Here is a 19,762-nt window from a genome sequence, read left to right as displayed (position 1 = left end):
GTCATTTTTTGCCTTCAGCTGAGGATACCAGACAACCTTGTGCACCACAAAATAAAGGGGGCCTAATTGAAAATTCGTAGATATTTTGTAATTGGCTTAGCCAAAACCGGTACTACGGTAATCTCGAAAACTATTCAAAATACTGAAGGAATAAAAGACTATTACATGGAGCCGAAGGACGCATCCTTCTTTGAGACGATCGCCACGTGGACAAACGATTGCGTTGTGAAAGTATTATATGATCACTGGGTGACACGACCAAGCTTGTTTAATTCAATAATTTTCAACGAATTCAAAACGAATTTTTTGGCAAACATTTTTATTGTTCGCGACCCCCGCGCAGAGATCATAAGCCGTCTGCATTATGTTGCTTATCCATATTTTGAAAGTCGGAATGCCTCTGAGTCTGATGTGCAAAAGTGGCTCGAAATCTTCCGCCGTAAGGAAAATGATCCTGATGCCGTATCCCTTAGCGACATTACCCATCACTTAGCCACCAACTTCGACGTGTTTGGGGCTGAAGAAATCAAGCAGTCATCCATGGCGGCGATCCGGTATGCGGAATACCTTTCAAATGTGCCGAAAGAGCTGAAAACGATATTGAGATATGAGGATTTCGTCTCCCGTGACTTCTCGGATCACCCTCTACGTGATTTGCTCGTCGGGAGCCGCGACGTGGGCGACGACCTGCAGCGAACGCGCCGGTCGGGCGGCGAAGACGACTGGCATGCATTCTTCCATCCAAGCGACTACGAATGGCTCCGCGACATACTTGGCAATACCGCTCAAGCGCTCGGCTATGATTTTGCACCGGCTAGCTCAAAAAGCGCGATTAATCCTGAAAACAGTAGCAAATATGTTGAACAGATCATTCGCGAAGCGCAGCGCGAAAGACAGCGCAACCTTGCGTAAGTTTCGGGGCGGACCAGTACATGGGCGCTGGCCGCTATCAGTCAATTCGTCATATTGTTGAGGGGCGTCGCAGTCGATCATAAATGCGTTGAATACGAATAGGAAGATGAAAAAGCAAGATCTTCCGGAGATCAGCCTAGCGAGAAATCTTCTCGCGCCTTGGTTAAGTTTGGAGAATAAAATGGATCGTGTTTGATGACCTCTTTCCATTGCCGTTGCATAAACATAACCTCATTCTTAAACCGCTCTATTTTTTCCGGAGCATCCTCCAAACCGCGAGAGACACTTTCCAGGTGATAAAGCTCGGCATAGGGCGTCCAGACATTTGAGTACCCGGCCTCCTGCACCTTCAAACAAAGGTCGACATCGTTGAAGGCGACAGTCAGGTCGACCTCATTGAGACCTGCCACTTCTTCGAACAGATTCTTGCGGATCAGGAGGCACGCCGCCGTAACGGCGGAGAGGTTCTGCAGCACCTTTAACCTGGCAAAGTACCCCGCATGATGGCGGGGAAAATTCTTGTGCGAATGCCCTGCGACGCCACCCACTCCAACAATTACTCCACCATGCTGAATCGTGTCATCGGCATAATAGAGCTTCGCGCCGACACAGCCGATATCCGGCTGTACGGCCCAGGAGGCCATCTCCGTCAGCCAGTCGGGCGAGATCACTTCGATGTCGTTGTTGATCAATCCAATGATCGATCCCTTTGCTTTCAGGACAGCAAAATTGTTGATAGCCGAATAATTGAACGGTTTGTCATAACGGAGTACGCGAACGTTCTTGGTTTTTTTCAGTTCGCTAAAGTAGGCAAGTGTTTCCTGCTCCACGGAGCCATTGTCGACCACAAGAATCTCGTAGTTCCTGTAGGTGGTCTTTTCGCGAATGGACTCCACGCATCGACGCAAAAGTTCCACCTTGTCGCGGGTTGGAATGACGAGGCTAGCAAACGGTTGCGGGTCAGGCACTGAGAACCGAAGACGGTAATGGGGGGTGCCTGGCGCTTCCTCGGCCTTTGCCGGTAGCCCCATGCGTTCGACATGCTCTTCCAGCGCACGCAATCCGGCCATGAAGGCGTAGCTCTTCTGCGAACCATCTAGCGCGGTCGAGCCTTCCACCGCGCGCCAATGGTACAGCACCTTCGGAATGTGCCGGATTCTCTGAGGGCCTATACGCTCAAAGACGCGCAAGTTGAGATCATAATCCTGGCTGCCCTCAAATCCGGGGCGCCAGCCGCCGACTGCGCGAATATTCTCCGCGCGATGCGCGGTAAGATGGTTCAGATAATTCTGCGACCGGAAAAGCTCCCGCGAGAAATCCGGCTTGAAGTAGGGATCATAGCGCCTGCCCTCGGAATCGATCTTGTCCTCATCGCTATAAATCACTTCGGCGTCGGGATGGCGATCAAGTTCCAGCGCTACCTCGGCCAGCGCGTGCGGGCGCAGAACATCGTCATGGTCGAGCATGGCAACCCACTCGCCGGTGACGAGTTCCAGCGCGGAATTGGATGCTCGCGAGATATGGCCATTCTCGTCGCGAAACACGACTTTGATACGAGGATCGCGTTTTGCATAATCGTTCAGAATGAGCCGCACATGAGGCGTCGTTGAGCAGTCGTCCGCAATACAAAGCTCCCAGTTCTCGTAGATCTGGGCACACACGCTCTCGATTGCCTCTCGAAGGAGCGTTTCTGGAGTATTGTAGACCGGCATGAGCACTGAAATGAGGGGCTGCGCCTTGAGTTCCGCCAAGCTCCGGCGCAGGTCGGCAATGTCGTCTTCCGTCGGCATATCGTGAAGAGCAATCCACCCTTCATACGTAATGCTGCCCAGAGCACCTCGTGCCTCAGCAGACCGAAGAGTGGCCGTAAAACCCGAGAGGCCGCCCTCCCTCAATATCTTCGCAACGCGTTTGGCAGACCGCCCCAGAGCACTGGGGCTCTTCACGTGGCGAACGGCAAGCCTCGCTATCAGCCGCGCATAGTATTCAAGCCGCCCGAGCTTGCGCAGCCGCGCGTGACCGATCGTGATCTGGCGGGAACGGTCGCTCGGATCGAAGCGAAGTTTTGCAGCGTGCGCGTAGAGCGGAAATATCGTCTCGGCCGAGCCCCCGCCGTTCGAGTGAAATCGCAGATCGATCCGCTCGACTTCGTTGTATCCTCTGCCACTGTCTACATAGAGACGAGTGTCGGCAAACGCTTCCGCATCGGCCGGTCCATGCATGCTGAGCCGGTAGTGTCCAGGAGCAAGCGGCAAGGAACCTGGCCAAAGGAGTTCGAATTGCGGATCATCACCTGTTACCGTCCATTCCGTGGCTCGCTTTCCCGAGGGGACACCCTCCAAATGATAGAGTGCGCGCGGCACGATGGGCCGTCCGAGATAGAAAGCCACCGTATTCGGAAATGACGCGAGTCTTCGCAAGAACGATCCATAACGCCAGGTTCGGCTAGCCCGAACTAATTCCATCTCACGCTTCAACGCGATCATTTGGTGATCGCGATCCTGCACCTGATGCTCCAGCATCGCGATGCTTTTGTCCCTCGCGGCGAGGTTTGTATCGGCCAATTCCAGCGCTCGAGTGATGGTGCGTTCCAATACCGCGATGTCATTGTTCTTCGTCGCGAGGTTTGTATCGGCCAATTCCAGCGCTCGAGTGATGGTGCGTTCCAATACCGCGATGTCATTGTTCTTCGTCGCGAGATTTGCATTGGCCAATTCCAACCCTTGAGCGATTGCGCGGGCTTGATCACGCTCGGCCATAAGTGCAACGATCTCACTGCCGCGCCGTTCGACCTGTTGCTGCCACTCTTCGCGATTCGCTTCCGCCTGCTCTGCCGAACGGGCCGCATTCTCGCGCTGGGCGACTGCCTGGCCAAGATGGGCGAAGGCAGCTCGTATGGCTTCTGTGCTGCTCTCCTGTTTGCCGGCGGTAAAAAGCGCTTTGACCGCTTTCGGGTAGCTGTCGCCAATCCCCAGAACCCCCAGGCCATGCCCATGCAGGAATTCGAAATGTGGCCGGCCTTCCGATACCTCGTTCCAAAGGCGAAAGACGCCGAAATCGCGCTCACGCACATTCGTGTCGTGAAAGAGCACAATGGCGTTTTGTGTCAGCTTCGGCCGCCAGGTCTCGAAGTCATGGCGGACAGCGTCGTAGCTATGCAGGCCGTCAATGTGCAGCAGATCGATGCTGTCATCCTCGAAATGTCTAACTGCATTGTCGAAAGTCGACCGTAGGAGAGACGAAAAGGCTGCATATTTTTGCGCATGGTAGTCGGCTAGGACGGAATAGATCTCCTCGCCATAGAAGCCTGCATGCTCATCACCCTTCCAGGTATCGATTGCGTAGCTGCTGCAAGAAAGATGCAGCGTTTCGATAGCCTGGCAGGCAGCGCAATAAGAGACTCCGGTGTGCGTGCCAAGCTCGACGAAGCGACGCGGACGAAGCGCGTCGACAAGCCAGAACATGAACGGAACATGCTCAATCCATGCAGATGGAGCTACGAGGTCAGGGAACCGGAACGTCGTCGAAGTGAAGGGGATCATCGCTGTCTTTCAGACCCGGGCAAGCTCACTGCTCCCGCAAAGAGTGTAGGATCAATCGGGGCGAAGAAGGCATCGCACCCCCGTTTCAGTCGATTGCCGCCAGTCCGGCGCATTCCAGCCGAAGACGGAGGCGAACTTTGCGCTCGACAGCCGCGAATTGCGCGGGCGCTGTGCCTTGGTCGGATAGTCGCTGGTCGCAATGTCGCGCACCCGCGCTGTAGGCCCGCCGTACCGCGCGCTCGTGTCGAGTATGTGACGGGCAAAGCCGCTCCAGCTGGTCTCGCCGGTGCCGGCCAGATGATAGATGCCGTAGCCGTCAAACGCCTCGTCGTCTCGCAACATCGCCGCCGCATGCAGGATCGCGTCGGCAATATCAAGTGCGGAAGTCGGATTTCCCCACTGGTCGGCCACCACCGAAATCTCGTCGCGGTCGGCGGCCAGCCGCAACATGGTCTTGACGAAATTCCTGCCGAACGGGCTGTAGACCCAGGCCGTGCGCAGGATCAGGTGGCGCGGATTGGCGGCCGCCACCGCTTGTTCGCCGGCAAGCTTGGAGGCGCCGTAGACGCCGAGCGGTGCGGTGGCGTCGGTCTCGACATAGGCGCCGTCCTTCGAACCGTCGAAGACATAGTCGGTCGAGAGATGGATGACGGGCACGCCAAGCCGCGCCGCCGCCTCGGCGACCTTGCCGGCGCCGACAGCGTTCACCGCAAAGGCCAGATCGGGCTCGTCCTCAGCCTGGTCGACCGCGGTGTAGGCAGCAGCCGACACCACGATATCCGGCCGTGCGGCCGCGAGCGCTTGGAACACCGTGTCGGGCTGGGTGAGGTCGAGCGCCGGCCGGCCGACGGCGACGACCTCGATGCCATCGCGCGCCTTTCCGGCCTCCAGCAGGCTGGTGGCGATCTGACCGTCGCGTCCGGTGACAACCAGCCTCACGCCGCGCCCTTTCTCACTTCGGCCTGACCTTGGCCTAGCCGCTCGCCGGCATAGCGCTGCTCGCGGATCGGCCCCCACCACCATTTGTTGTCGAGGAACCAGTCGACCGTCCTTGCCAGGCCGCTGTCGAAACTCTCCGCCGGCGCCCAGCCGAGATCCCGGCTGATCTTGGAGGCATCGATGGCATAGCGGCGGTCGTGGCCGGGGCGATCGGTGACGAAGCTGATCAAATCGCGGTAGCGCCTGCCGCGGCTGCGCGGACGCCTGATGTCGAGCAGGTCGCAGATCGTCTCGACGACGCCAAGATTGGTGCGTTCGGAATTGCCGCCGACATTGTAGCTCTCACCCGGCTGACCCTTGGTGGCGACCAGCTCCAGGGCGCGGGCATGATCCTCGACGAACAGCCAGTCACGCACATTGGCGCCGGCGCCGTAGACCGGCAGCGGCTTTTCATCGAGCGCGTTGAGGATAACCAGCGGGATCAGCTTTTCGGGAAAGTGATACGGCCCATAATTGTTCGAGCAGTTGGAGAGCACGACCGGCAGGCCGTAGGTCTCGTGCCAGGCGCGTACCAGATGGTCGGACGCCGCCTTCGAGGCGGAATAGGGCGAGGATGGCGCATAGGGCGTTTCCTCGACGAACATGCCGCCGTCGAAGGGCAGATCGCCGAACACCTCATCGGTCGAGACATGGTGGAAGCGGAAGCGGGCTTTCCTGTCCTCGCCAAGGCCGCGCCAATATTCGAGCGCCGAATTCAGCACCCGGTAGGTGCCGACGATGTTGGTCTCGATGAAGGCACCGGGGCCGTCGATCGAGCGGTCGACATGGCTTTCGGCGGCGAGATTCATGACGATGTCGATCTCGTCGCGGTGGAGGATGTCGAGAACCGCCCGCTCATCACAGATGTCGGCCTGCGCAAATTTGTAGTTGTGCGCATTCTCGATCGTGCGCAGCGAGGCGAGATTGCCGGCATAGGTGAGCTTGTCGAGATTGGTCACATGGTAGGCCGGATTGGCGCACAAATGCCGGCACACCGCCGAGCCAATGAAGCCGGCACCGCCTGTCACCAGAAAATTCATGGCGCTCTCCTCACATCGTCGCGCGTCATGCGAACACCTCGGCAGTGGCAAGCGTCGGCGCCTTGAGGTCCTTGGCCGAGAGCTCGAAGGCGCCGGCTGGCGACGGCCAATCGATGCCGATGTCGGGATCGTCGAAACGGATCGAGCGGTCATGCGCCGGCGAATAGGTGTCGGTGACCTTATACAGAACCTCGGTGTCCGGCACGAGCGTGACGAAGCCGTGCGCGAAACCCTTCGGCACAAGGATCTGATTGCCTTTCTCGGCCGATATTTCGAGCGCGACCCATTTGCCAAAGGTTTTCGAGCTGCGGCGAATGTCAACCGCGACGTCGAGGATCCTGCCTCTGATCACACGCAGCAACTTGTCCTGCGCGCGTGGGGGCAGCTGATAGTGAAGCCCCCGCACGACACCCGCGGCCGCCGAATAGGAGTGATTGTCCTGGACGAAACGCAGATCGATGCCGGCTTCCGAAAAGCGCTCGGCATTCCAGGTCTCGATGAAATAGCCGCGCGCATCGCCGTGCCGCTTCGGCACGATCTCCAGCACGCCGTCGAGACCGAGCTGCCTGACGTTCACTCTAATTCTCCGTCAGCTCGGCGACACGCCGGCGCAGATAGGCGGCGTATTCATTCTTGCCCAGGCGCGTGGCGCGCTCAAGCACCTTGTCGGCGGTCAGCCAGCCCTGCTCGAAAGCGATTTCTTCAGGACAGGCAACCTTGATGCCCTGGCGGTGCTCGATGGTGCGCACGAAGGAAGAGGCTTCATGCAGACTGTCATGCGTGCCGGTGTCGAGCCAGGCATAGCCACGGCCGAGCTGATGCACATGCAGCTGCCCACGCTCGAGATAGACGTTGTTGACCGACGTGATCTCGAGTTCTCCGCGCGCCGAGGGCTTGATCGTCGAAGCGATGTCGACGACCTCGTTGTCGTAGAAATAGAGGCCGGTGACCGCCCAGTTGGACTTCGGCTTTTCCGGCTTTTCCTCGATCGTCAAAGCGGTGCCGGTGAGCTTGTCGAACGACACCACGCCATAGCGCTGCGGATCCTCGACATGGTAGGCGAACACCGAAGCGCCGCTTTCACGCTGCGCAGCCGCTCGGCAGAGCTGTGACAGACCCTCGCCGAAATAGATGTTGTCACCGAGGATCATCGACACATTGTCCTTGCCGATGAAGTCGCGGCCGATGATGAAGGCTTCGGCAAGCCCGTTGGGCTGCGGCTGTTCGGCATAGGACAATTCGAGCCCGAATTCCGAACCGTCACCCAGCAACTCGCGAAAAACCGGCAAGTCGCGTGGTGTTGAAATGATCAGAATCTCTCGGATCCCCGCGAGCATCAAGACGCTCAGCGGGTAAAAAATCATCGGCTTGTCGTATATCGGCAGGATTTGCTTAGAGATCGCTAATGTCAGGGGATAAAGACGCGTCCCGCTGCCTCCTGCAAGGATGATACCTTTCAACAAGCTCTCCTTGAATTGCCAGGCCCCCGCCCTGAAATCAAGTTGCCCGTGCTTAGGTATCGCGCAATGGCTTGTCAATTCAATCTCGGCCCTGGATCAGCACCAGAATTGCGCTGCATCTGCCGCCTCGCGGCAATTTGACCGACCGGCCACAAGCTGTTGACCGACCAACCACAAGCTGGCCCTGCGATGGGCGTGGCGATTTGGCAAACCGGCTGCCGCCATCCTGGCGGGCGCGTGACAGCAAAAAGCCGGCGGGCTTTGGACCCGCCGGCTCATTCTGTTGTCCGATTTCAGGGCTGCTTAGGCAGCAGCGACCAGACAGCCGGCACCAGGCTGGCGGCGAGCGCCACCTTGATCAGGTCGCCGAGGATGAACGGCAGGACACCGAACTGCCAGGACTTTTCCACGCCGATGAGGGTAGCCAGCCAGGCAAAGCCCATGGCCATCATGATTATTTCGGCAACCAGCATGGCGTTGAACAGCTTGATCGGGTGGCGATCCCAGCCGCGATCGGCGGCCCAGCCGACAATTGCCGCCATGACGACAAAGCCGGCGAGATAACCACCGGTGCCGCCGATCATGTAGGCGATGCCGATGCCCTTTTCAGGCGTGCTCTGGAAGACCGGGAGGCCCATGGCGCCTTCGGCCATGTAGAGAAGCAAGGTAGCGACGCCAAGCCGCAGGCCAAATGCGGTGGCGATCAGCAGGACGGCCAGCGTCTGCATCGAAATGTCGACCGGCCCGAGCACGACTTTCGTCTTGGCCGACAGGGTCAAAAGCAGCGTTCCGGCGATCGCCAGCAGAAGCTGCGTCGCCAGGCGCAGCGCGCCCTCCTGAGGCAAAGCGAGAGAAACAAGCGGACGCATCGTCGTTGCAAGTGCCATGGTCTTCCCCAATCCGGATTGCCGCAGATCGCGGCCTCGCTTTTTCCTATATTGGCTTCCGTGCTATGCGGCAATCGCTTTTGCCATCCCCTTGACCGGAGCTCAACGACACCGCCATGGCGCTCAAATTCGACACCAGCTTCGATCCGGCCTACGGCCAAGGGGTCACCGTTGCGCCGGACGTCCAGCGCGTCACCGCCCAAAACCCCAGCCCGTTCACCTTTCACGGCACCAACAGCTACGTCATTGGCCGCGAGACGCTCGCAGTGATCGACCCAGGCCCCGACGACGATGGGCATTTGCAGACATTGCTGAAAGTGATCGCAAACCGGCCGGTCAGCCACATTTTCGTCAGCCACACGCATCGCGACCATTCTCCGCTGGCCGCCCGGCTGAAGGAGCACACCGGTGCCGCCGTGCTGGCCGAAGGCCCGCACCGCCCGGCGCGGCCGTTGCGGATCGGCGAGATCAATCCGCTCGACGCCAGCGCCGACACGGCTTTCCTCCCGGATGTCGCATTGCCCGACGATGCGCTGGTCGAGGGCGACGGCTGGGCGATCCGGGCGGCGCTGACGCCGGGCCACACCGCCAATCACGCGGCATTTGCGCTAGAAGGCACCGGCATCCTGTTTTCGGCCGACCATGTGATGGCGTGGGCGACCTCGATCGTGGCGCCGCCGGACGGCGCGATGGCCGACTACATGGCCTCGCTCGACAAGCTGATCGCGCGCGACGACCGCCTGCTGCTGCCCGGCCATGGCGGGCCGGTGAGTGCACCGCGCAGTTTCATGCGCGGCTTGAGAACCCACCGCAAAATGCGCGAACGGGCGATCCTGGAGCGGATCCGCGGCGGCGACCGGACGATCCCGGACATGGTCAAGGCGATCTACCGGGACACCGACCCGCGCCTGCATGGTGCCGCCGGCCTGTCGGTGCTTGCCCATCTAGAAGATCTGGTGGCACGCGGCCTGGTCAGCACTGAGGGTGATGCGGCCATCGATGGTGTTTTTGCGCCGATTGGCTAAAGGCTATTCAGCCGGCGCAGCACCCACCTGGCCCGCGACCTCCTGATCAAGCTCGGCGAGGAACCCAACAATGCGTGCGGCGTTGTCGCCGAGGTCGTAGCGGCCGTAGCGGGAGGCCGAGCGCATGTCGACGACGATCGTGTCGCCATCATTGCTCACCCGGATCGCGACGTCGGCGGGCAGGCCGACCACGAAGCTCCGGGCCACGGCTGATATCGTCACCTCGTCCTGGCCGTCCGTCACCGGGTACGGCGCGGTAAGCGGCCAGTCGCGCCGGTCGAGCACGGTTTCGACAGCGTCGACGACGGTTTCGAACGGCAGATTGTAGCTGCGCCCGGTGACCAGCGGATAGGCGTCGGCCTGCAGGCGCGCCTCGCCCGGCGTTGGCGGCGCGAGCACGTTCATATCCTTGGTGCGGTCGCTGGTATCGAGCACAGGCGGATTGTCGAGATCCGTCGAGATGTCCCTGAGCGGCGGCGTGGTCGCCGCCCAATAGGCGGCGATGCCATAGGGCGTCAGCACCAGCAGCGCCAGCAAGGCGCCGACCGAGAGGTCGCGGCCGCCGCGGTCGCCGAAATGCCACAACCGGGACAAAGCGAGGCCGGCAAACAGCAAAGCGAACGCAGCCAGCAGAGCGACAATCGCCAGCACCCACAGGAAGGCCGGCGTTTCGACCAGTTCGAAATGATGGCCGGCCAGCACGGTCAGCAGCAGCACGAGAGCAAAAGCGCCCGCGCGCCGCGACCAGCCGGCCGCCTTTGATGTCTGCCGCTCGTCAACATCCATTGTCTTCAGCACCGCCCCAACCCGCACAGAGGCTTAGAACGGTTCAACGGTTGATGGAACCGTTGAACCGTTCCAGCTCTTCTTTTTGCGCGCAATTCCGGACGGAAAACCGCTGCGCACTTTTCCTGGAATTGCTCTAGAGCAAAGGATGCTCAAATTGAACATCCCCAGCTCCAACGTTTTTGAAGGTCAATGAATCGCACGGCCCCGATCAATCCGTCGGCAGGCGGTAGTCGCTGAACTGCTTGCGCAAGGTGATCTTCTGAATCTTGCCGGTGGCGGTGTGCGGGATTTCGCCGACAAAAGCGACGTCGTCGGGCATCCACCACTTCGCCACCTTGCCGTCCATGAAGGCCAGGATGTCGGCCTTGCTCGGCTCCTTGCCCGGCTTGGCGACCACGACCAGCAAGGGGCGCTCGCCCCATTTCGAATGATGGACGCCGATAGCGGCTGCCTCCGCGACGTCGGGATGGCCGACGGCGAGGTTCTCCAGGTCGATGGTCGAGATCCACTCGCCGCCCGACTTGATCACATCCTTGGCGCGATCGGTGATCTGCATGTAGCCACCCGGATCGATATGGGCGACGTCGCCGGTGTCGAACCAGCCGTCCTTGTCGAACTGCTCGGAGCCGACGCCGCCATAATAGGCTCTGGCGATGGCCGGACCGCGCACCTTCAGCCTGCCGAAGGTCTTGCCGTCCCAGGGCAGTTCCTTGTCGTCGTCATCCGTCACCTTCATCTCGACGCCGAAGGGCGGGTAGCCCTGCTTGCCCTGAATATCGAGCCGGGACTCGCCCTCGAGCTCCCGATATTGCGGCTTCATCGTGCACAGCGTGCCGAGCGGTGACATCTCGGTCATGCCCCAGGCATGGATGACCTCGACACCGTAATTGTCCTGGAATTTCCTGGTGATGGCGCGCGGGCAGGACGAGCCGCCGATGACGACTTTGCTCAGATGGGGAAGCTTCTTGCCGGTCTCCTCCAGATGCTGCAGCAGCATCATCCACACGGTCGGCACGGCGGCGCTGAAGGTCACCTTCTCGGTGTCGAGCAGCTCGTAGATCGAGGCGCCGTCCATCTTGCAGCCGGGCATGACCAGCTTGGCGCCGATCATCGGCGCGCTCTGGCCAAGGCCCCAGGCATTGGCATGGAACATCGGCACGACGGGGAGAATCGTGTCTCGCGCGGAGATGCCCATGGCGTCGGGCATGGCGGCGATCATGGCGTGCAGCACGTTCGAACGGTGGCTGTAGAGCACGCCTTTGGGATCGCCCGTCGTGCCGGAGGTGTAGCACATGCCGGCGGCGGTGTTTTCACCGAAAACCTTCCAGGCGAAGTCGCCATCGGCCTCGTTCAGCCAGTCCTCATAGGCGACCACATTCGGCAGCGTCGTCTCAGGCAGATGCGCCCTGTCGGTCAGAACGATCACCTTTTTCAGCGATTTGACGGCGCCAGCGATCTTTTCCAGCAGCGGCATGAAGGTCAGGTCGACGAAGATCGCCCTGTCCTCGGCATTGTTCATGATCCAGACGATCTGCTCGGGAAACAGCCGCGGGTTGAGGGTGTGATAGATGGCGCCGATGCCCATGATGCCATACCAGGCCTCGATGTGGCGCGCGGTGTTCCAGGCCAGGGTCGCGATGCGGTCGCCGAGCACAAAGCCGTCGCGCTCCAGCCGTTGGGCAACCTTCAGCGCACGGCGATGGATCTCGGCATAGGTGGTGCGAACGATCGGACCTTCGATCGAGCGCGACACGATCTCGCGTGTCCCGTGCTGCCGCTCGGCATTGTCGATCAGCTTGTGGCAGAGCAGCGGCCATTCCTGCATCAGTCCGAGCATCTGGTTCCTCCCATTGGTTCCTCGTTTTCCCGTCTTTTGTTCCATTGTGAGACGAACGGACAGATTGTCCAGTCATCAAGTCTCCAACCGTTAACGGCTGAAGCAAGCAGTGATCGAAACCCCTGGAAAACCGCCACAATCCGGCCATCGTCGGCGTTAACGTTCGTTAACGGGGCAAGGGGTGCGATAGGCGACTGAAAGAGGTTCGCATGGACGCGCAGCTCGACGACAAGCAGCCAGAGAACGGGCAGTTGGACGACAGCCAGGCCGAAGACGTGCAGTTGGACGATATTCAACTCGACGACAAAGAGCTTGAAGATACGCTGGCCGCAAGCCTGGCCGATCTGGTGCCGGAGGCCAAAAAGGTTTCCGAAGACGAATTTGTCGAGGTGGTCGGCGGCGCCCTCGAGGCGGTTGGCGGCACGCTGCTGTTTAAAATGTGCGTCCAGAACGAAGGCGAAGGCCAGCATGTCGCGGCCGCGTCCATCGGTGACGGCGGCAATCGCCAGTTCCTGCTGCTCACCTTGCCAACCGGCGGCGGCGCGCTGAAGGTCGAGACCACGTCAAGAAGCACCAATCCGGTGGCCGGCATTGCCGCTGCCTATGCCGGCCTCATGGACGTGTTCAAAACCGCAGCCTGACGTTCTCGCATATGTGATCGTTTCAACGACCGACCAGGCACGCCTCGCCCGTTACGACGGCCTTGCGCAACGGGTTCTCCGAACACACTTTAAAGACATGGGAAGCAATCCCCCGCGCTCCCAATCGGACAAGGAGAACCCCCGCATGGACCAGATCGCCAACCCCGCCCCCGGCTTTCAGAGCAATCCCGGCAAGGTCATCACCGTCGAGCCCTATCGCGGTACCGTGGTCGTGCGTGCCGGCGATGCGGTAATCGCAACGTCGACACGGGTGAAGCTTCTGTCCGAACCGCCCTACCCCCAAGCTTTCTACATCCCCTTCGAAGACATCGATTTCACCCAGCTCGGCAAAACCGCTCTGTCGACCCACTGCCCCTACAAGGGCGACGCCAGCTACTGGAGCGTGCTGCCGGCCGGCGAGACCGGCAAGGACGCGATGTGGGCCTACCAGCAGCCCTTCGACGAAATGGCCGAGATTCGCGATCACGGCGCGTTTTATCCGAACAGGGTGACGATCGAAGGCACGCCTGGCTAAGGGCTGCATTGATATTCAGGTGAGGCCGGCCTGCGAACGGCACGTTCCTGCGCTTCCGGTGCTCGCGTACCTCAAGTACGCTCCGCTCCGGTTCTCGGAGCGCACTATTCTCGGCTCAGCCTGACCTGAATCTCAACGCACCCCTACGTCGGTGCTCGACCATTAATCCGTGGTGCCGTCGTTGCCGACGCCATCGGCGTCGTCGAGGCGCACGAAGGTGAGGCCCTTGGCCTTGAGCGCCAGCAGACCTTGCACGACGCCCTCACCGGCCGCGTGGGTCGGCTGGTTGATGTGGGCGATGATGACATCGCCATCCTTGGCGGCGGCGATGCGCCGGGCTGTTTCCTTGGCGCCGAGCAACGAGCCGCCATCGCCGTTGATCGAAAAGCCGGCGATCTTGAAGCCGAGCTTGCGGATCATGGCTATGGCCGACGGGCTGTATTCGGCGGTGGCGCCGCGGAACCATTTCGGCGCCGGCTCGCCGGTCCGGGCAAGAGCGGCCGCGCCCGACTCGACTTCGGCCTGCACCGCTTCAGGGCTGCCGGCGCTGCGGATGCCGTAGATTTTCTGCGGCGTGTCGACGGCCGGGATGTGACGGCCGCCATGGTTTTCCAATTCGAACAGATCGGGATGCGCTCGCATGATCTCGACGGCGGCGGCGTTGCGCTTCAGCCAAATGCCGGTGACGAAGATCGTCGCCGGAATCCGGTTTTCCACCAGGGCCGAAAGTATCCTCGTATCGGTCTGCCCGCCGCAGGCGTCGAGCGTGAGCGCGACGCGGCCGGCACTGCCACCGTCCTCAGCCTTCAGATGCAGCGTCGGCTCGACAAGCGGCGCAGCATGGACCGAGGACACGGCCAAGATAGATAGCGCCAAGGCGCAAAGCAGCTTTTGCAAGGGATGCCTGTCTTGTCTGAGAATCGGCGCTGTCATAGCCGCATCCCAGGACCCGCAACAAGGCGGAAATCGGGATATCAGCCATGAGAAAAGCTGATATCCCGACAATGTGACCGCCGCGCACCATCAGACAGCGTGTTCCAGCTCCACTTGCGTCCGCGACAGGACTTCGCCCACCGCTGCGACGACCGGTTCGACCTCGAGGCGCCAGACGCAGCACGCCTTGCTGGGATCGAGCGGATTGCAGAGGCTGCCCGCCACGCAATTGCACGGCATGGACGGCTGCAAGGCGAGGCTGGGCACGCCGACCGGCCCCCAGACAACCGGGCTGGTCAGGCCATACAGGCCGACAACCGGCGTTCCCGCGGCTGCCGCCATATGCATGGGGCCGCTCTCATTGCCGACAAACATGCGCGCCCGCTGCAGCACCGCCAGCAGCGTTTCCAGCGACAGCGCGCCGACGAGGTTGACGATCGGCGACGCAACGCTGGCGAGGATCTGCTCGGCTGGCTTGCGTTCGTCCGGTCCGCCGACCAGCGCAAAATCCAGTCCGGTCTCGCGCGCAATCGTGTCGATCACGGCGGCAAAGCGTTCCGGCTGCCAGCGCCGGCCGTGGAAGCTGGCGCCGGCATGCACGGCGATGAAGCCGTTTGGCCGCAAACGGTGTTTGTCCAGCAATGCCTGGGCCCTCGCCGTCTCCAGCGGCTGGGGCCGGATCGACGGCACGCGCACGCGCAGAGGGACGCCAAGCGGCTCGAGCGGCGACAGATAGCGGTAGAGATAGTGCTGCTCGCCAAAGCCGAACGGCCTGGCAAACAGATTGGCCGGCTGACGCTCATGCCAGCGCAGCGGCCTTTCCGAGGGATTGTAGCCGATACGGGTCCTGGCGTTGAGGAACCTGACGATGATGCGCGATGTCTTTGAATCGGTGAGGTCGATGGTCAGGTCGAAGCGAAACTGGCGCAGCTTGCTGATCATCGAATAGAGTTCGCGCCCACGCTCGAGCGGGGTGCCGCGCATGGCCGCGCGGCGGAAGCTCACGACCTCTGGGGCGATGCCATGGGCGGTGACGAAACTGGCGAGGCGGGCCTCGCAGAGAAAAACGATCCTGACGCCGGGATATTCGAGCTGCAGGTTCCTGGCGAGCGTGGAGGAGAGAACAATATCGCCGATGAACTTGGTCTGGAGAATCAGGATCGAGCGGAAGGGTCTGGGCGAAATCTGCAACATGTGTTTCTCGGCACCGGGCGGGTTGGGGGACCGCAAAGGTGGGTAGAAACGATGTCGGGATTGCGTGTTAAAGCGGGCAAATCAGCGTGAATTTCCATACAAATTCGTAAACTTAGCGCCAAACGGCCACCCTCGAGGTGGCCGTCTGTGCGACGCGGAAAGAACTATGTCGAAATCAGGATGCCGCGGCGCTCTTTTTGGGGCGCGGCGCCACCATCTTGGCAATCTGCACCGCAGCCTGCGCGGCGGCCAATCTTGCGATAGGCACGCGATAGGGCGAGCACGAGACATAGTCGAGGCCGACCTCTTCGCAGAAGCGGATCGAGGCCGGGTCGCCACCATGCTCGCCGCAAATGCCGAGCTTGATGTCGGGCCGCGTCGCCCTGCCCTTTTCGGCAGCCATGCGCACCAGTTCGCCGACACCTTCGATGTCGAGCGAGACGAACGGATCCTGCTCGATGATGCCCTTCTGGCGGTAGGTCTCGAGGAAGGAGCCCGCATCGTCGCGCGAGATGCCGAAAGTGGTCTGGGTGAGGTCGTTGGTGCCGAAGGAGAAGAACTCGGCCGTAGCGGCAATGACATGGGCGCGGATCGCCGCGCGCGGCAGTTCGATCATCGTGCCGGTCAAATAGTCGATCTTGACGCCGGTCTCTTCCATCACGCTTTTGGCGACGGAATCGATGCGCGCCTTGACGTAGTCGAGTTCCTTCACCAGGCCGACCAGCGGCACCATGATTTCGGGAACCACCAGCGCGCCGGCCTTCTTGCCGGCCTCGACGGCGGCTTCGAAAATGGCGCGCGCCTGCATCTCGGCGATCTCGGGATAGGAGACGGCGAGACGGCAGCCGCGATGGCCGAGCATCGGGTTGAACTCGTGCAAAGCCTCGGTGCGCTGCCTGAGCTTGTCCGGCGACACATTCATGGCAGCGGCGACTTCCGCCACTTCCGCTTCCGTCTTGGGCAGGAATTCGTGCAACGGTGGGTCGAGCAGGCGGATCGTCACCGGCAGGCCGGCCATGATCTCGAACAGTTCGAGGAAGTCCGAGCGCTGCATCGGCAAAAGCTTGGCCAAAGCGGTGCGACGGTCCTTCTCGGTGTCGGCCAGGATCATCTCGCGCATGGCGACGATGCGCTCGCCGTCGAAGAACATGTGCTCGGTGCGGCAGAGCCCAATGCCTTCGGCGCCGAAGGAGCGCGCCATGCGCGCATCGAGCGGCGTCTCGGCATTGGTGCGCACCTTCATGCGGCGCGCGCCGTCGGCCCATTCCATGATGGCTGCGAAGTCGCCGGACAGTTCCGGCTGCAGCATCGACACGGCGCCCTTCAGCACCTGGCCGTTGCTGCCGTCGATGGTAATGATGTCGCCTTTGCGGAAGGTCTGGCCCATCGACATCAGGGTGCCGGCCTTGTAGTCGACGCGCAGCGAGCCGGCGCCCGAGACGCAAGGCTTGCCCATACCGCGCGCCACCACGGCGGCGTGGCTGGTCATGCCGCCGCGCGTGGTCAGGATACCTTCCGAAGCATGCATGCCGTGAATGTCTTCGGGGCTGGTTTCGATGCGCACCAGGATCGCCTTGCGCCCTTGCGTCTTCAGTTCTTCCGCATCGGCGGACGAGAAGACGATCTCGCCGGTCGCCGCGCCCGGAGAAGCCGGCAGGCCGACGCCGATGACGTCGCGCGGCGCCTTCGGATCGATGGTCGGGTGCAACAGCTGGTCGAGCGAGGCCGGATCGATGCGGGCGACCGCCTCCTCCGTGGTGATCAGCTTGTCGCGAGCCATTTCGACGGCGATCTTGAGCGCCGCCTTGGCGGTGCGCTTGCCGGAGCGCGTCTGCAGCATCCACAATTTGCCGCGCTCGATGGTGAATTCGAGATCCTGCATGTCGCGGTAGTGCTGCTCCAGTCGGTCGGAGATATCGACGAAGGAGCGGAACGCGTCCGGCATCAGCTTCTGCAGCGACGGCTTGTCGGAGCCGGCGGCGATGCGCGCCGCCTCGGTGATGTTCTGCGGCGTGCGGATACCGGCAACCACATCCTCGCCCTGCGCGTTCACCAGGAACTCGCCATAGAGCATCTTTTCGCCGGTCGAGGGATTGCGGGTGAAGGCAACGCCGGTGGCTGACGTCTCGCCCATATTGCCGAACACCATGGCCTGGACGTTGACCGCCGTGCCCCAGCTTTCCGGGATGTCGTGCAGGCGCCGGTAGGTGATGGCGCGGTTGTTCATCCAACTGGAGAACACGGCGCCGATCGCGCCCCAGAGCTGCTCGTGCGGGTCCTGCGGAAACGGCTTGTCGAGTTCCTCCTCGACCTTGGCCTTGTAGAGCGCAATGACCCCCTGCCATTCCTCAGATGTCAGCTCGGTATCGAGTTCATAGCCGAGGCTCGCCTTCTGGTCCTCGAGGATCTCCTCGAACACTTCGTGGTCGAGCCCCATGACGACATCGGAATACATCTGGATGAAGCGGCGGTAGCTGTCATAGGCAAAGCGGGCATCGCCGGAATCGGTGGCCAGCGCTTCGACCGTCTCGTCGTTGAGGCCGAGATTGAGCACGGTGTCCATCATGCCGGGCATCGAGGCCCGCGCTCCGGAGCGCACCGAGACCAGCAGCAGTTTCGACGGATCGCCGAAACGGCGTTCGGTCAGCGTGCCGATATGGTCCAGCGCTTTGACGACATCGGCTTTCAGCTGGGACGGATAGGCGCTGCCGTTGGCGTAATAGGCGTTGCAGACTTCGGTGGTCAGCGTGAAGCCCGGCGGCACCGGCAGGCCAAGACTGCACATCTCGGCCAGATTGGCGCCTTTGCCGCCGAGAAGATTGCGGTCGCCCGCACGTCCCTCCGCGGCGCCATCGCCGAAGGTGTAGACCCATTTGGTCATGCTCGCCCTCCAAGTCCTTGGAAGATAGACAACACTTCCTTGGAAGATAGACAACACCGGGGCCAAGGCCCGGTTCCCCCGCATTCCGACCCGAGCGTTATTATGCTGCAGTGCGAAAGGCAAGGCGTGGTCAGCCAAGCCCGGCCACTACAATCGATTAAGCAAAAGCTGCGTCAAAAAGACTTGCCGACTGGCCGTCATCGATATAGAACATATAGAGAACAAGTTGGGAGTAGCGTGATGAAACTCAACGGAAAACTCGACTATCTGGAATTGCCTGCGACCGGCGGGACGCTGGACAGCGTCAAGGCCTTCTACAGTTCTGCCTTCTCCTGGTCGTTCACCGACTACGGGCCGACCTATTCGGCTTTTGGCGAAGGGCTCGACGGCGGCTTCCAGGCCGATGGCGCGAAGGCGCCGGCCAAACCATTGCCGGTGCTTTATTCGCAGGATCTGGAAGCAACCTTCGACGCCGTCGAAAATGCCGGCGGCACGATCGTCAAGCCGATCTTCTCGTTCCCGGGCGGCAGGCGGTTTCATTTCACCGATCCGGCCGGCAATGAGCTGGCGGTCTGGGGCGAATAGCGAGCGCGTACCAAGCGGTGGATCAGTTTTGCACAGTGGCCAACTCGGCATTGAGCTTTCGTGCCGCTCGTCCTATAAGGCCGCGCGCGGCGGGCAAAGCTCGCCTGCTGGGGCGTCGCCAAGTGGTAAGGCATCGGTTTTTGGTACCGACATTCCCAGGTTCGAATCCTGGCGCCCCAGCCAACAAAACTTCTCACAGTAAAATCAATGGCTTAATGAGATACTCAATTTATTGATGTGGGAGAAACTAGGTCACCTCTATAGGTTCAGTTTTGACTGCCTGCTAGCCTCAGCGCGGTGGTAAATCTGGCCGAGACACCAGAAATTCGGGTGCCTGCTCGCTGCTGACCGATCGGTGGCGGGCGCACCCCTTTCCGGTTCCGCTCTAGCCGTCAGCTTCGAACACTCTGCGCAGATGTCCATGAGTGTCGCCTTAATTAGGCGTCGAGAATTCTAGCAACTCCGCGATAACACCTTCTTGCCATGCGACCCGGCGTGCGGATGGGTTCGGCGGGTTAACTAC

Annotated in this window: 16 protein-coding genes and 1 tRNA gene; 6 read left to right on the top strand and 11 right to left on the bottom strand. The window is 61.0% G+C overall.

Annotated features, from left to right (window positions below):
• Positions 1-66 precede the first annotated feature (66 nt).
• Positions 67-912: a hypothetical protein gene (locus tag AC1DYO_RS12600; protein WP_477263587.1), complete on the top strand. Its 846-nt coding sequence runs from the start codon at positions 67-69 to the stop codon at positions 910-912.
• A gap of 131 nt (positions 913-1,043) precedes the next feature.
• Here the strand turns inward: AC1DYO_RS12600 and AC1DYO_RS12595 are convergent, their stop codons facing one another.
• From AC1DYO_RS12595 to AC1DYO_RS12570, 6 genes are all read right to left on the bottom strand, one after another.
• Positions 1,044-4,376, bottom strand: coding sequence for a glycosyltransferase (locus AC1DYO_RS12595; RefSeq protein ID WP_477263585.1), 3,333 nt, complete (start codon positions 4,374-4,376; stop codon positions 1,044-1,046).
• Between the two features lie 129 nt (positions 4,377-4,505).
• The gene (gene rfbD / locus AC1DYO_RS12590) at positions 4,506-5,393 is read right to left on the bottom strand and encodes a dTDP-4-dehydrorhamnose reductase (RefSeq protein ID WP_477263583.1); all 888 of its coding nucleotides are present in this window, start codon (positions 5,391-5,393) and stop codon (positions 4,506-4,508) included.
• Positions 5,390-6,472, bottom strand: coding sequence for a dTDP-glucose 4,6-dehydratase (gene rfbB / locus AC1DYO_RS12585; protein ID WP_477263581.1), 1,083 nt, complete (start codon positions 6,470-6,472; stop codon positions 5,390-5,392). The genes rfbD and rfbB overlap by 4 nt, the downstream gene beginning before the upstream one ends.
• Positions 6,473-6,497: 25 nt before the next feature.
• A complete protein-coding gene (rfbC, locus tag AC1DYO_RS12580; RefSeq protein ID WP_477263579.1) occupies positions 6,498-7,049 on the bottom strand; it encodes a dTDP-4-dehydrorhamnose 3,5-epimerase in 552 nt (183 codons plus the stop codon).
• Position 7,050: 1 nt separating this feature from the next.
• The gene (gene rfbA / locus AC1DYO_RS12575; protein WP_477263577.1) at positions 7,051-7,932 is read right to left on the bottom strand and encodes a glucose-1-phosphate thymidylyltransferase RfbA; all 882 of its coding nucleotides are present in this window, start codon (positions 7,930-7,932) and stop codon (positions 7,051-7,053) included.
• Positions 7,933-8,225: 293 nt separating this feature from the next.
• Positions 8,226-8,819, bottom strand: coding sequence for a biotin transporter BioY (locus tag AC1DYO_RS12570; protein WP_477263575.1), 594 nt, complete (start codon positions 8,817-8,819; stop codon positions 8,226-8,228).
• Positions 8,820-8,935: 116 nt separating this feature from the next.
• Here AC1DYO_RS12570 and AC1DYO_RS12565 point away from each other — a divergent pair, with 116 nt between their 5' ends.
• Positions 8,936-9,844: an MBL fold metallo-hydrolase gene (locus AC1DYO_RS12565; RefSeq protein WP_477263573.1), complete on the top strand. Its 909-nt coding sequence runs from the start codon at positions 8,936-8,938 to the stop codon at positions 9,842-9,844.
• A 3-nt stretch (positions 9,845-9,847) separates the two neighbouring features.
• Here the strand turns inward: AC1DYO_RS12565 and AC1DYO_RS12560 are convergent, their stop codons facing one another.
• Together AC1DYO_RS12560 and AC1DYO_RS12555 are read right to left on the bottom strand one after the other, a co-directional pair.
• The gene (locus AC1DYO_RS12560) at positions 9,848-10,630 is read right to left on the bottom strand and encodes a DUF1499 domain-containing protein (protein ID WP_477263879.1); all 783 of its coding nucleotides are present in this window, start codon (positions 10,628-10,630) and stop codon (positions 9,848-9,850) included.
• Positions 10,631-10,841: 211 nt separating this feature from the next.
• Positions 10,842-12,470 (bottom strand): fatty-acid--CoA ligase, encoded by a 1,629-nt coding sequence (locus AC1DYO_RS12555; RefSeq protein WP_477263571.1) that lies wholly within the window; start codon positions 12,468-12,470, stop codon positions 10,842-10,844.
• Between the two features lie 209 nt (positions 12,471-12,679).
• Between AC1DYO_RS12555 and AC1DYO_RS12550 the strand changes: the two genes are divergently transcribed.
• Both AC1DYO_RS12550 and AC1DYO_RS12545 read left to right on the top strand, forming a co-directional pair.
• Complete coding sequence (locus AC1DYO_RS12550; RefSeq protein ID WP_235984281.1) at positions 12,680-13,111, top strand: hypothetical protein; 432 nt, start codon at positions 12,680-12,682, stop codon at positions 13,109-13,111.
• A 145-nt stretch (positions 13,112-13,256) separates the two neighbouring features.
• The gene (locus AC1DYO_RS12545) at positions 13,257-13,646 is read left to right on the top strand and encodes a DUF427 domain-containing protein (protein ID WP_477263568.1); all 390 of its coding nucleotides are present in this window, start codon (positions 13,257-13,259) and stop codon (positions 13,644-13,646) included.
• Between the two features lie 162 nt (positions 13,647-13,808).
• Here AC1DYO_RS12545 and AC1DYO_RS12540 read toward each other — a convergent pair whose 3' ends face one another.
• The 3 genes from AC1DYO_RS12540 to ppdK all read right to left on the bottom strand — a co-directional run bounded on the left by AC1DYO_RS12540 (position 13,809) and on the right by ppdK (position 18,654).
• Positions 13,809-14,579 (bottom strand): polysaccharide deacetylase family protein, encoded by a 771-nt coding sequence (locus tag AC1DYO_RS12540; protein WP_477263566.1) that lies wholly within the window; start codon positions 14,577-14,579, stop codon positions 13,809-13,811.
• 90 nt (positions 14,580-14,669) lie between these two features.
• On the bottom strand, positions 14,670-15,773 hold the full coding sequence (locus AC1DYO_RS12535; protein ID WP_477263564.1) for a glycosyltransferase family 9 protein: 1,104 nt from the start codon (positions 15,771-15,773) through the stop codon (positions 14,670-14,672).
• A gap of 175 nt (positions 15,774-15,948) precedes the next feature.
• Positions 15,949-18,654 (bottom strand): pyruvate, phosphate dikinase, encoded by a 2,706-nt coding sequence (gene ppdK, locus AC1DYO_RS12530; protein WP_477263562.1) that lies wholly within the window; start codon positions 18,652-18,654, stop codon positions 15,949-15,951.
• 240 nt (positions 18,655-18,894) lie between these two features.
• Here ppdK and AC1DYO_RS12525 point away from each other — a divergent pair, with 240 nt between their 5' ends.
• Positions 18,895-19,239 carry a VOC family protein gene (locus tag AC1DYO_RS12525; protein WP_477263561.1) on the top strand — a complete coding sequence of 115 codons (345 nt, stop codon included), beginning with the start codon at positions 18,895-18,897 and terminating at the stop codon, positions 19,237-19,239.
• A 108-nt stretch (positions 19,240-19,347) separates the two neighbouring features.
• A tRNA-Gln gene (locus AC1DYO_RS12520) sits at positions 19,348-19,422 on the top strand.
• The last annotated feature ends 340 nt before the right edge of the window (positions 19,423-19,762 follow it).

This window comes from Mesorhizobium sp. P2_F5 (genome assembly GCF_056403715.1).
The sequence above is the reverse complement of the archived record's forward strand: the minus strand, read 5'-3'. Positions and strand labels throughout refer to the sequence as shown.

What these genes read in the sequence shown, in the direction of transcription:
- AC1DYO_RS12555 (WP_477263571.1), bottom strand. Translation starts at nt 12,470, where the DNA reads ATGCTCGGACTGATGCAGGAATGGCCGCTGCTCTGCCACAAGCTGATC.
- AC1DYO_RS12570 (WP_477263575.1), bottom strand. Translation starts at nt 8,819, where the DNA reads ATGGCACTTGCAACGACGATGCGTCCGCTTGTTTCTCTCGCTTTGCCT.
- ppdK (WP_477263562.1), bottom strand. Translation starts at nt 18,654, where the DNA reads ATGACCAAATGGGTCTACACCTTCGGCGATGGCGCCGCGGAGGGACGT.
- AC1DYO_RS12565 (WP_477263573.1), top strand. Translation starts at nt 8,936, where the DNA reads ATGGCGCTCAAATTCGACACCAGCTTCGATCCGGCCTACGGCCAAGGG.
- AC1DYO_RS12535 (WP_477263564.1), bottom strand. Translation starts at nt 15,773, where the DNA reads ATGTTGCAGATTTCGCCCAGACCCTTCCGCTCGATCCTGATTCTCCAG.
- AC1DYO_RS12560 (WP_477263879.1), bottom strand. Translation starts at nt 10,630, where the DNA reads ATGGATGTTGACGAGCGGCAGACATCAAAGGCGGCCGGCTGGTCGCGG.
- AC1DYO_RS12595 (WP_477263585.1), bottom strand. Translation starts at nt 4,376, where the DNA reads ATGTTCTGGCTTGTCGACGCGCTTCGTCCGCGTCGCTTCGTCGAGCTT.
- rfbB (WP_477263581.1), bottom strand. Translation starts at nt 6,472, where the DNA reads ATGAATTTTCTGGTGACAGGCGGTGCCGGCTTCATTGGCTCGGCGGTG.
- AC1DYO_RS12540 (WP_477263566.1), bottom strand. Translation starts at nt 14,579, where the DNA reads ATGACAGCGCCGATTCTCAGACAAGACAGGCATCCCTTGCAAAAGCTG.
- AC1DYO_RS12545 (WP_477263568.1), top strand. Translation starts at nt 13,257, where the DNA reads ATGGACCAGATCGCCAACCCCGCCCCCGGCTTTCAGAGCAATCCCGGC.
- AC1DYO_RS12525 (WP_477263561.1), top strand. Translation starts at nt 18,895, where the DNA reads ATGAAACTCAACGGAAAACTCGACTATCTGGAATTGCCTGCGACCGGC.
- AC1DYO_RS12550 (WP_235984281.1), top strand. Translation starts at nt 12,680, where the DNA reads ATGGACGCGCAGCTCGACGACAAGCAGCCAGAGAACGGGCAGTTGGAC.